We start from the raw sequence: 12,163 nt of genomic DNA, 5'->3' as shown, positions 1-12,163 counted from the left end.
ATGATTAAATTCTTTAGAAACATTCGTGAAAAATTACTTTATGAAGGTAAAACTTCAAAGTATCTTAAATACGCTATTGGTGAAATTGTTTTGGTAGTGATAGGGATTTTGATTGCGCTTCAAATAAATAATTTGAATGAAGAAAGAAATACGAAAAAAATAAAACAAGTGTATTATAAACAGTTATTGCAAGATTTTGAAGAGGACAAAAATCACATTAAAAAATGCAAAAAGTATATGACTCCAACAGGGTTAGGTTAGAAAAATATAAAGATCTTTTTAAGCAAACAAATTTGCCGCTTTCACAAATTAGAGAAGGCTTAGGTGATTTAGATTGGTCATTCCGTGGTATTTCATTTGAATCCAATACAATCGCAACACTACAAAGTACAGGGGACATTAAAATAATACCATCCCATATAAGAGATAAATTAATTCGTCATAAAAAGTTTCAAATTGAAACGAATCTTGCTTCAAAAACCAATAATGCCAATGGTTTGGAGTTAACCAATTATGCCTCAAGATTATTTGGAGGCTCCTCACTTCTTAATAGGATTACAAATCAACCTAAATTGGCAGAATATGTATCGGAGGAAAATAGATTAATCGAAATTATTTTAGCTTTAGAAGCAGCATATAAAAGAAAGGAATTGGCAGAAAATAATAGCCTGAGGAGCTTTGAAACCGTTTTATTTAATATAGATGAACTTACGGAACTAATAAACAAAGAACTTAAATGATATTGAATAGCTGTATACACCATTATTCACTTTATGACAAAGAATTTAGGATAATATCAAAATAACTAACCATGATTAAATTCTTTAGAAGAATACGTCAAAGTTTATTACAAGAAAACAGAATTACCAAATACTTAATTTATGCTTTTGGTGAAATTGTTTTGGTTGTTATAGGAATCCTGATAACGCTTCAAATTAACAACTGGAATGAGAACAGAAAACAAAACGAAGCACTTAAAATTGCTTTGTCTAATATTATATATGATTTGCAATCAGACCTAAAAACTTTGGATTGGGTAGAAAACACGTAAAGTTTCAGGTATCATTCCATGCAATACCTTTTAAAAATGTCTGGAAACGCTCTCTACGACCCTAGAGCAGATCAAACCTATATCCCCCCGTATGACATAACAAACTCACTATGGGAACAACCAATTCCAGAAACGTACAATAAAGAATTCATTCAACTAGCATTTATATGGTCTCATCGAGTAAGAGTAAGGAAGGCTAATAAAATGACCTTAGATGAACTTAAAAATACTGGGCAATATTCTTTAATTAACAGAACTATTAAACAGGAACTAATTAGCTACTACAAGGAATGGGATAATTATTACAAAGATATTGTTATAGATTTGGGAGAAAAATGGCAAATATCACTTGGAAGAGAGGGTTTACTCAACTCAGAAACTTATAAGCTTGAAGAACCTTTAAGCTTATTAAAATATAATACTATAAGAATTAACTTGTTTAAACGAATGATTAGAGAAGCTGAATGGCAGCTAAAAGGCATCCCAAAACTTAAAGAAAAAAACAACGATTTAATCACTGCTCTTAAAGATGAAATTGAGTTACTATAACTTCTCCTTAAACCTAACAAACTTAGAATTATAAAACGTGTAATTAGATACTGGAATAACGGCATCTTTTTTTAATTGATACCAGGGTGAGATTGTGTTGTCTTCCAAATTCTTAACCAGATGTACACTTTGTGCCGGGGTATTTCCTTGAAATAATAAATACAACTTGTCCCCATTTGCATTTACCACCTCATCGCAAATCATCACAATATGTCCGGGTGTTCCACCAATTATTAGCATATCGCCTATTTTTAAACTATTAACATTATTGATTTTGGGTAATTCATTATAAAGGGATAAGGTTCCAGAATAGGTGTAAATCAAATTTAAATACTTATAAAAATTAGATTTAGAATGGTCTTTAACAGCCGTTATATGAAAGTTTACTTTATTGCCATTTATTTTTGGCCTATAACCATCAGCATAATATTTCCATGAGCTATAATGCCCACTAGTAAAATTGAAACCTATTTCATTTTTACGGTTATTATCCCATAAATATTCACTTCTAACTCTTATTAAGGCATCAGCACATTGTTGCAATCCGTTTTTAGGAACAGGAATATCCAGAATACCAATATGTCCCATTTGCCAGTAATATTCAGAGCCATCATAATTAATAATTTTAGAACCAAAAGCTTTTAGTTTGTAGTTGCGTAAGTACTCTTGAAATGATCCTTTAAGGTATTCGATACGTTTGTACCCTTCAGGAACTTCCACCCTACTCTTAATAGTTAAGCCGTTTTTATTTAATAAATCAATTGGTTTTACAGTAGTGATAATAGCATTAGCTGTTCGTTTTACAGGTTTAATTTGAAGTGCGGCAAATACCACTAAGGCTAAAATAGATAGAGTTAAAATTAATTTTCGCATATAAAGAAAAACGAAAGAAGTAAGCCTTTTCGTATTTACAATAAAAAATATGTACATTTAAAACGCATCTGTAACATTTTAATTGGTGTTTATACAGATTATTAACCAACCCAACCTATCCTGCGCTAGCCTACTTGCTATTTAAGTTAGAATATGATTGCATTTTTTAGAAACCCTAAAAAACTTATTTATCTGTTTTTTCTATTTGCTTTTAGCCTTGGCTTTGGTCAAAATGATGATTTTCGTATTATTCCATCATTAACAGATTGGATTGAAGAAATAAATAATTGGCCAGATTCTGTTTATCGTCAAAGTAGAATAAAAATATATTTTGATTATGAAAAAGACAAAGATTTCATTGCTGTAAATGATGATTCAGTTCTAGATTCTATTACCGATTCTACAACAAGGAAAACAATAAATAAAAGAGTTGTAGTATCTGAAGTCCAGTTTCATAAAAACAATTATCTATATGAGCATGTAACACTTAAAAACATACATTTTAAGAACGAGTTTTTAGTTTACAATCTAAGAAATCATCGATTGGCTTATAAAAACTGTGTTTTTGATAAATTGCATCAAGTACGTGTTATACACACTCGTTTTTATTTAAGCTATTTAGATTGCGAATTCAATAACATGTTTCAGTTAAATAATCCTGATGAACCATTAGATTTAAATTTTATAAGATGCACTTTTAATGGTACGTTTCAATTATCAAGTGCAGATGGTGTTCCTAACATTGAATTTTCTGAAAGTGTTTTTAATCAAAATGTCCTTTTTGGGCCAAATAGTGAGTTTAATTCTTTAAAGGTTTATAATTCTATTTTCAATGCAAATTTTGTATTCAAGAACAATCAAATTAATAACGCTTCTGAAATTATTTCAAGTAAATTAAATTTATTTAATATTGATGGAAGTTCATTGCCACCTGCAAATACTTATATTCCATTTAACCAGATTAGTAATAAAGTTGCGCTTAGTTACCGAGATTTAGAAAATGACTATTTAGCGAACAAAGAAAATGATTTTAAAAACAGGGAAGATTATGATCGATTAATTGCATCTTATGCTAAATTACTTTCGGTATATAAAACGCGGTCAGAATCTGAAAGTTATAATGCCTGCTATGTTGAAATGCGAAAAAAGCAAACCGCATATTCAAAATACATTTTAAAAAATAATAGAACCTTTTCCAACTATACAGTTTATCAACTTAATAGGTTTATGGAGATATTTAGTGATTATGGAACTAAACCAACAAAGGCCATTATATTCTCTATATATGTTATTCTGCTTTTTGCACTTATATATCTTTTCTTTCCAAATACCTGGGACAAACATGGTAAAAATCGTATAATAAACCGCTATACCTTTTTCTTGAAATATATGAACAGAAAGGCAGGTATTCATGAAGTATATCTTGATGATAAAAAAGAAGATATAATGGCTTATGATGAATACAAAGAATTGGTTGAAAGTTCTCAAAAAACAGTCCCAAAATTCTTTGAAGCCACAGCACTCCCTTTATATAAATGGGCTATTTCTGGTACTAAAATTTCTGCTTCTATATTAAAACGCGTAGATATTATGAAAGGCACCTGGCAAGAAGTACCTCAAAAAAATCGCATTTGGAAATCTACCGTTTTAATTTGTGCTTTTGTTATAGCTGCCATTTATGATATTATTATCAAAATACTAAATGCATTAATGCTCTCTATAAACACATTTACCACCTTAGGTTTTGGCGAAATACCAATAAAAGGGTTACCTCGTTATTTGGCCATTATACAAGGCTTTATTGGTTGGTTTATGCTTACTATTTTTTCTGTCTCATTAATCTCTCAATTGCTGAATTAGTTATGATTAAATTCTTTAGAAAAATACGTCAAAAGCTGCTTGCTGAAAACAGGATTAGTAAATATATGGTTTATGCCATTGGTGAAATAGTTTTAGTTGTAATTGGTATTTTGATTGCTTTACAAATAAATAACTGGAATGAAAATAGGAAAGACAGGGATTTAGAAAAGTATTATTTAAATCAGCTTTTAATAGAGTTTCAAAACAATATTAAAGAGTCAGAATTCCTCAGAATATTTGGAGAATTCCAAAGCAAAAATATACAATTACTTCTTAAAAGCCTAAAACAACCCTTAGATAGTAGTGAAATAGAAATTTGGTTTTTTGCTGTTGAGCATTCATATTACCTCCCGCATGCTAACTACCATAAGAACGTTTGGAATGAGCTAAAATCGACTGGGAAAATGGAAATAATTGAAAACAAAGAATTAATAAATACCATTAGCAAGTTTTACTCTTCTGTTGACATCTTTGATAAATTATATGAAGATGAATGGAACAGTTATAGCATAAAGCATAGAGATAAAATAAATGACCTACTTCCGCCTGATTTAAGATTTACTATTAAAAAAAAATTAAGCCTTTCGAATATTAAGGAGCCTCTTGATTCTATCCCAAACTATTTTCCATATTTGAATAAATTAAAGAAGATTGAAGGAATAGATGGTGATTTAGTCGATATAGCTGATAGCAGAAGAGTTTCTCTTCGCTTTTCTAACAGCCTATCAAAAAAGGCGAACAACATTGTGAAAATTTTAAACAGTGAACTTAAAAAAACAAGTATTGAATGATTAAATTCTTTAGAAAAATACGTCAAAAACTCCTTGCTGAAAACAGTTTTAGCAAATACTTGCTATACGCCATTGGAGAGATTCTTCTGGTAATGATAGGTATTTTATTAGCATTACAAGTAAACCAATGGAACGATGAAAAAAAAGACCGGCAAATTGAAAACACTGCTCTCCTCAATTTAAGGAAAGAATTCGAAAAAAATATAATGAATATTAACAGGCTTGCAAAGACAAGACTTAAAAGAGAAGACGAATATAGAACTTATTTGACTGTTTTAGACAATGACACTATACCACCAGAGGAAAAAGTAAAAAGGCAATTACCCTATTTACCTAATGGCTATTTGAACCCCACCAACACAGCGCTTAAAAGTTTAATGAATACAGGTTACATTGATAAAATTAAAAACGACTCACTCAAAACCTTACTCATTAAGTGGACAAAGGACATCACAATGATATCTCTTAATGAACAACGTGTTCTTAAAGCATCTCAAGAGCAAAAAGAATATTTAAAAAAGCATATTTACCAACCTATTGTAAAACAAAAAAGGCGTGAATTTGACATGTGGCCGGGTACAAGTTTATCAAAAAACTCAGAAGATAAAAATAAGAATTCTAGGGCTTCTCTAATTCAAGATATTGTGTTTTTTAACACTTTAAGTAACTCACTGTCAGAACTATACCGCTTAAATTCATATACCAATTATATGAGAAACAAAGCTGAAATCATTCTTAAATTAATAGATAAAGAGTTAAAAACCAGAAAAGTGGCTATAGAAAATTAGCCAAAAAATTATGATTAAATTCTTCAGAAACATCCGTAAAAAACTTTTAAAAGAAGGCAAAACAGTTAAATATTTTAAATATGCCATTGGCGAAATAATATTGGTGGTTATTGGTATTTTAATTGCACTTCAAATAAATAACTGGAATGAAAATCAAAGGCTGCTCAAAAAAGAGCACTATATATTAGTTTCAGTAACTAAAGAACTAGAAGATAATCTAAAACAACTTAAGAATGGCATCAGTATTAACACCAATTATTTAAATTCTCTTAGCACCTATATAAAAAACCCAGCGATTAGGCATAATTTGGATTCAGAAATGTTTAAAAGTCTAATGTCTTACTTCCCAGCAACAATAAATAGTCCTATTTTAAATGATATTTTAGAAACTGATAAAGGTGAAATTATATCAAACAGTTTATACATGGGTAAGTTTCGAAAGCTCCGAATAAGTTATAACTTAATTGAAAAACAAGAGTTTTATCTGGATGAATTTTGGAATTCAAAGGCAACAGATTTTATGATTCAAGAAGAAGTGTCTTTGGACGATTTGGAATCAGAATCAGATATTGCGACCAAAAACAAAAAGTTGCAAAACTTAATCAATAGCCAAAAACTACTAACATTACTTTCAATAAAAAAAATATTACAAAGAGATTGGTTTAATAACCAAATGGAAGCTTTGACAAAATCAGAACATGTACTAGCCACCTTAAAGCATGAATTAGAAAAAGATTGATTTTTTTAAAAAACACCTAATGTCGTGTCGAGCGCAGTCGAGACATCTCACAATGAGATTTCTCAATCGAAACAATGTTTCTCATTTCGAAATGACAAAATACATTTAAGTTATGATTAAATTCTTTAGAAACATACGGCAAAAGCTTTTAGCTGAAGGCAATACTGGCAAGTACCTAAAATATGCAATTGGTGAAATTTTTCTTGTTGTTGTTGGTATTTTAATAGCGCTCCAAATAAATAACTGGAATGAAGACCATACTCTTAAAAATGAAATAAAAAAATATAAAATAGCCCTTATTTCTGATCTTGCAAAAGACACCCTCACCTTGAATAAAACCATAAATAACTTGGTTACCGACACAACTAAGTTGGGCGTATATTTTAAACGCATGTCTAATCCTGAAATTAATGTTGACACCCTAAAAAACATCTTCAAAGTTTATAATCCAACTATTTTTGGGAATATAGCATTCAACAAAAACACTGTAAATAGTTTAAAATCTACAGGTAAAATAACTGAACTAGAAGATTGGCTTCAAAAAGATTTAATTAAATTAAACGAACTTCAAGAGAACTATTATACATCATCAAAAGAGGATATTAGAAACTACGTTGATCTATTTGTTCTCAACAACACCAAGTTTGTCCAAATGGATCACCTGAACAACCAATATAATGACAAACTTTCAAAAATCATTTGGAGCGAAGTTGATTTTGCAGAGTTTGGAGGATTTCTTTACAAAGTCTTCAAACTAAAATATTTTGTTGAGGGCTACACTTTAAACACGCTAGAGAAAATTCAAATTGAGACCAAAGCACTACTTTACAAACTAAATACAGAAACATAACCATGATTAAATTCTTTAAAAACATTCGCAAAAAGCTTTTAGCCGAAGGCAACACTGGTAAATACTTCAAGTATGCTATTGGTGAGATTATTTTGGTAATGATTGGTATTTTACTTGCCTTACAAGTAAACACATGGAATAATACCCGCTTAGACCTTAAGGAAGAGCAAAAAATTATTATTAATTTAAAAAATGAGTTTGAGGGTAACCAAAACCTTTTAAAGGTAATGATGAGACATCATGATATGATGTATAATAGCGCTAAAGAATTTTCAGCTTTTTTTGGTCCGGAACAAGACCCTATTGATGCGACGAAGTTTAATCAATATATCTCTGCCTTAGGATGGACACCCAGTTATCATGGCCAAAAAGGTGTTATAAACTCGGTTATTTCATCTGGCAAATTATCTTTACTAAAAAATAGTACATTGGTTATTGCCTTATCATCTATTACCAATATAGAGAGCGAATATTATAGAATTATAGAACTATTGAATTTAAATAGCGAACAGCAGTTCGAAATTTTTTCAGACCATTATTCTTATATTAACATGAATACCGGAAGTTCATCCGCTTCGCGTACAAGCCTATTTAAGATTGATCAGAAAAGCATACTTCAAAACCGCAAAGCAGAAGGTATTGTAGACATTAAGCGCTTAACATCAAGTGAAGCAATTAAGTCCTCACAGAACCTATCTGAAGCACAAGAAAATATTTTAAACCTAATTAATTCAGAATTAAAACGATTTGAGTAAGTATGATGAAATTCTATTGAGAACACCCAATGTCATGTCGAGCGAAGTTGAGACATCGCATAATGAGATTTCTTATTAGAAACAATATTATTCATTTCGAAAAGACAAAACACATATAAGTTATGATTAAATTCTTTAGAAACATCCGTAAAAAGCTTTTAGCAGAGGGCAATACTGGTAAATACCTCAAGTATGCTATTGGTGAAATTGTACTGGTGGTTTTTGGTATTTTGATAGCTCTTCAAATAAATAATTGGAATGAAAATCGAAAAGAGCACAAAAAGAAGATAGAATTGACACATTCATTAATTCAAGATTTAGCAAAAGACACTTTAAAATTGAATCAAAGTATTGAAATCCTCAAAAGTTTTCAATCAAAAAACAAATCTCAAGTTAATAACCTCTTTGCTCCTCAAACAAACATAGACTCCCTAAAACAGCTTGCATTCTATGATTTCGTCCCCCATTTCTGGGGAATCATTACAGAGTTTAATATCGTTACATTTAATTCTTTACAGTCCACAGGTAATATTGAACTTTTCCACAAAGACATTAAAGAGGAAATAATTAAGCATTATAATTTTTTAGAAAATTTTAAACTTAATAATGATGATCGAGACTTATATTTTGAAATGAGAAATACTTATAACAATAAGTATCCCTATGAAATGGGAATCCAGCCCAAAGATAATTACACTAATCTGGTTAGAAAAGAAGTGTCTGACGAACATGAATTTGTTAATTTATTAACTAATATGGTTATGTTCAAAAATTATATTACAGATAAGTTTATAGAAAGCTATAATGCAATTAAAGAACAAACTATTTCATTAATCAATAAGCTTAAGGTATTATAATGATTAAATTCTTCAGAAACATCCGTAAAAAACTATTAAGTGAAGGCCACACTGGTAAATACCTCAAGTATGCTATTGGTGAAATAGTACTCGTAGTTATAGGAATATTGATTGCTCTTCAGATTAATAATTGGAACAATAACAGAATAGAGGCTAAAGAAGAAAAACACCTACTCATTAATTTAAAAAGTGAAATTATTGGCAATCATGAGCGTCTTCAGGAAATGATGAAATTTCATGAACATATAAACCGCCATATGGTGGAATTTTCAGAATACTTCGGTCCAGATCAACAACCAATTGAAGTTGAAAGCTTTGAAAATTATATAAGTGCTTTATCATGGACACCATACTATAGCCCACAAAAAGGTGTTTTTAATTCCTCTCTTTCTTCGGGAAAAATTGGCATTATAAAAAATGATAACTTAAGTTTTAAATTATCAAGTATTACAAGTTTAGAAAAAACTTACGGCAATATTCTAGACCATTTAAAAAACTTGTTATCGAACCATTTTACCGCTCATATTATTGATAAATATCCTTTAATTAATATGAGAACTGGTGATTTAACTGCTGCCAAAAGGAGTTCATTTCCTTTAGAACAAAAAAAAGTTCTACAAAGCATGGAGTTTGAAACTTTAGTTAACTTAAAAAGACTTAACACTAGTGATGCATTAGGACATGCTGAAGAACTTTATCAAGTACAAGACGAGATTATTGATTTAATTAATTCCGAATTAAAACGGTTTGAATAGTTATGATTAAATTTTTTAGAAATATTCGCAAACAACTATTGGGTGAAGGTAAAACAGGGCATTATCTTAAATATGCTATAGGTGAGATAGTACTTGTGGTAATTGGAATTCTTATTGCGCTACAAATTAATAATTGGAATGAAGAACGTAAAGACCGTAAAACAGAAATTCATTATTTGCATAGACTTCAAGAAGATTTCATTAAAAACCAAGAACAGTTAAATTATCAAATTTCTTTCAGTCAATTTCAATTAGACAATGTAAAACTTCTACTTAAAAGCTTTGATGATCCATTGCAAAATGACGAACTAATTTTATGGCCTTATGCCTTAGAACACGCTTATTTTTTAGCACAATTAACATTTGCCAATAATACTTGGAGTGAACTTAAGTCAACAGGGAATCTAGAGTTGATTTCCAATAATAAAATCTCTCAAAATGTAGCAAATTGTTATTCTAGCATCTCAGGTCTTCAACAATTGAATGACGAATGGAGTTTAACTCATTTGAGATACAAGGATAGAATAAATGATTTATTGAGCCCTAAATTGAGGAATAGAATAATGGATAATTTGCGTCCAACTCAAATTTTGAAACCCACAGATAGTATTTTAGATTTGGAAAACTACATTTTAAAATTCAAAAAAATAGATGGTGTTCAAGGAGACCTTGGAGATATATTGGCTTCAAAAAAAGTGGTATTAATGAATTACGACAAATTAAAAATTTCCGTTGAAAATATAATTCAAATTATTAAAGATGAATTAAAGACTAAAACAGGGTAGAATGATTAAATTCTTTAGAAACATCCGTAAAAAACTTTTAGCCGAAGGAAATACTGGTAAATACCTCAAATATGCTATTGGTGAAATTGTACTGGTGGTTTTTGGTATTTTGATAGCTCTTCAAATAAATAATTGGAATGAAAGTAGAAAAACGAAAAACATTGAACATATCTATCTAGAAAATATTAAAGCCGATTTAATCTTAAATCTTACTTCACTCAAGGTTTTTATTGCAGATAGAGAAAAGTCTATTAAATCTAGTGACAGCATATTAGAGTTCTTTAATAAAACTAAAGCATTAGATGTAGTTGCATTTAATAGACAAGGTTTAAATGTAATGATCTGGTATCCGTTCGAGCAACATAATAATACCTATCAAGAATTATTAAATTCAGGGAATCTATCCATAATTTCAAATAAATCTATTAAAGATGGCATTCAGAATATGCAAACCAGTTTTAAAAAGATTGCCTTTATAGAAAATGAAATGCAACAAGATTTTGAAAGATACTTATATGACCCCTTCTTCACCACCATAGATTTAGAAACATCATTAAAAGGTTTAGAAAATGAAAGAATTAAACTAGACGCCATTCAAGCAAATATGCTATTGAATAATATTGCATATAAAAATGGATTTATTCTTTCCTCATTTAACAGTGAATCATTAATTACCGAATATTCGAAAATCATGAAAACCACCAACCAGCTTATTCTTTTAATTAATTCAGAATTGACACAATGATTAAATTCTTTAGAAATATTCGCAAAAAGCTTTTATCAGAAGGTAACACAACTAAATACCTAAAATATGCTGTTGGTGAAATCTTGCTTGTGGTTATAGGTATTTTGATCGCTTTACAGATTAATAATTGGAATGAATTTAAAAAGGAACGTAAGCAAGAAAGAAAAGTGCTCACCGAATTATTGAGTTCTATGGAAAACAATTATAAAAGTATGATTACAGATTCTTTACTAAGAATTCGTTGGAATACCTCTAGTGACATTGTTATTAAATCACTCGAAAAAGGTATGCCTTATATTGATACTATGAATTATCATTATCAAAATGCTAGAATACCAGGAACAAACCTTTCACTTTCATATGCCGGCTATGAAAGCCTAAAAAACGTTGGTTATGAAATTATAAGCTCAGACACCTTAAGGAAAACCATTGTGGATTTATTTGAGCTAAAGCACAAACGTTTGTTAGAACAAATGGAATATTTTGAGTCTTTTCAATCAGACCGACAAATTAAAATTGACCAGCACTTCAGTTATGAAACGGATAAATTCAATGCGGATGACCCATTTCTTATTCCAATACGTCCTAATAATTATGATGAGCTGCAAAAGGATGGCACCTATCTTCCTATGATTAAATCAACAACTATGCACAGAAAAATGATTAGCACATTGGTTAATGATAATATGGAAGCCACCAGAAAAGTTATTGGCATGTTAAAGGATGAGTTAAACAAGAACACCGATGATTAAATTATTTTGTAAC

16 protein-coding genes are annotated in these 12,163 nt (G+C 29.8%); 15 read left to right on the top strand and 1 reads right to left on the bottom strand.

From position 1 onward, the window contains the following. The 4 genes from FUA22_RS02230 to FUA22_RS02215 all read left to right on the top strand — a co-directional run bounded on the left by FUA22_RS02230 (position 1) and on the right by FUA22_RS02215 (position 1,600). Entirely contained in the window at positions 1-261 is a 261-nt protein-coding gene (locus FUA22_RS02230; RefSeq protein ID WP_147766163.1) for a DUF6090 family protein, read from the top strand. Next, positions 225-740, top strand: a complete 516-nt coding sequence (locus FUA22_RS02225) for a hypothetical protein (protein ID WP_147766160.1) — start codon at positions 225-227, stop codon at positions 738-740. The genes FUA22_RS02230 and FUA22_RS02225 overlap by 37 nt, the downstream gene beginning before the upstream one ends. A 71-nt stretch (positions 741-811) precedes the next feature. Further along, a complete protein-coding gene (locus FUA22_RS02220) occupies positions 812-1,051 on the top strand; it encodes a DUF6090 family protein (RefSeq protein ID WP_147766158.1) in 240 nt (79 codons plus the stop codon). Positions 1,052-1,087: 36 nt separating this feature from the next. Next, positions 1,088-1,600, top strand: coding sequence for a hypothetical protein (locus FUA22_RS02215; protein WP_147766156.1), 513 nt, complete (start codon positions 1,088-1,090; stop codon positions 1,598-1,600). Here FUA22_RS02215 and FUA22_RS02210 read toward each other — a convergent pair. Further along, on the bottom strand, positions 1,595-2,473 hold the full coding sequence (locus FUA22_RS02210) for a DUF4846 domain-containing protein (protein ID WP_147766154.1): 879 nt from the start codon (positions 2,471-2,473) through the stop codon (positions 1,595-1,597). The two genes, FUA22_RS02215 and FUA22_RS02210, sit on opposite strands and share 6 nt — an antisense overlap. A gap of 153 nt (positions 2,474-2,626) precedes the next feature. Between FUA22_RS02210 and FUA22_RS02205 the strand changes: the two genes are divergently transcribed. From FUA22_RS02205 to FUA22_RS02155, 11 genes are all read left to right on the top strand, one after another. After that, the gene (locus tag FUA22_RS02205; RefSeq protein ID WP_147766152.1) at positions 2,627-4,333 is read left to right on the top strand and encodes a potassium channel family protein; all 1,707 of its coding nucleotides are present in this window, start codon (positions 2,627-2,629) and stop codon (positions 4,331-4,333) included. Positions 4,334-4,335: 2 nt separating this feature from the next. Beyond that, positions 4,336-5,124 (top strand): DUF6090 family protein, encoded by a 789-nt coding sequence (locus tag FUA22_RS02200; protein ID WP_147766149.1) that lies wholly within the window; start codon positions 4,336-4,338, stop codon positions 5,122-5,124. After that, complete coding sequence (locus FUA22_RS02195) at positions 5,121-5,912, top strand: hypothetical protein (protein ID WP_147766147.1); 792 nt, start codon at positions 5,121-5,123, stop codon at positions 5,910-5,912. The genes FUA22_RS02200 and FUA22_RS02195 overlap by 4 nt, the downstream gene beginning before the upstream one ends. A gap of 10 nt (positions 5,913-5,922) precedes the next feature. Then, the gene (locus FUA22_RS02190) at positions 5,923-6,651 is read left to right on the top strand and encodes a DUF6090 family protein (protein WP_147766145.1); all 729 of its coding nucleotides are present in this window, start codon (positions 5,923-5,925) and stop codon (positions 6,649-6,651) included. Positions 6,652-6,763: 112 nt separating this feature from the next. Next, complete coding sequence (locus FUA22_RS02185; protein ID WP_147766143.1) at positions 6,764-7,501, top strand: hypothetical protein; 738 nt, start codon at positions 6,764-6,766, stop codon at positions 7,499-7,501. A 2-nt stretch (positions 7,502-7,503) separates the two neighbouring features. Then, the gene (locus FUA22_RS02180; RefSeq protein ID WP_147766141.1) at positions 7,504-8,256 is read left to right on the top strand and encodes a DUF6090 family protein; all 753 of its coding nucleotides are present in this window, start codon (positions 7,504-7,506) and stop codon (positions 8,254-8,256) included. Between the two features lie 122 nt (positions 8,257-8,378). Next, a complete protein-coding gene (locus FUA22_RS02175; protein WP_147766139.1) occupies positions 8,379-9,113 on the top strand; it encodes a DUF6090 family protein in 735 nt (244 codons plus the stop codon). Then, positions 9,113-9,868: a DUF6090 family protein gene (locus FUA22_RS02170; RefSeq protein ID WP_147766137.1), complete on the top strand. Its 756-nt coding sequence runs from the start codon at positions 9,113-9,115 to the stop codon at positions 9,866-9,868. The genes FUA22_RS02175 and FUA22_RS02170 overlap by 1 nt, the downstream gene beginning before the upstream one ends. Before the next feature lie 2 nt (positions 9,869-9,870). Beyond that, positions 9,871-10,653 carry a DUF6090 family protein gene (locus FUA22_RS02165; RefSeq protein ID WP_147766135.1) on the top strand — a complete coding sequence of 261 codons (783 nt, stop codon included), beginning with the start codon at positions 9,871-9,873 and terminating at the stop codon, positions 10,651-10,653. 1 nt (position 10,654) lies between these two features. Beyond that, on the top strand, positions 10,655-11,398 hold the full coding sequence (locus tag FUA22_RS02160; RefSeq protein ID WP_147766133.1) for a DUF6090 family protein: 744 nt from the start codon (positions 10,655-10,657) through the stop codon (positions 11,396-11,398). Further along, positions 11,395-12,150 carry a DUF6090 family protein gene (locus tag FUA22_RS02155; RefSeq protein ID WP_147766131.1) on the top strand — a complete coding sequence of 252 codons (756 nt, stop codon included), beginning with the start codon at positions 11,395-11,397 and terminating at the stop codon, positions 12,148-12,150. Before FUA22_RS02160 ends, FUA22_RS02155 begins: the two co-directional genes overlap by 4 nt. Positions 12,151-12,163 lie beyond the last annotated feature (13 nt).

The organism is Seonamhaeicola maritimus, assembly GCF_008056315.1.
Lineage (GTDB): Bacteria > Bacteroidota > Bacteroidia > Flavobacteriales > Flavobacteriaceae > Seonamhaeicola > Seonamhaeicola maritimus.
This window is presented reverse-complemented; position numbering and strand designations above follow the sequence as displayed.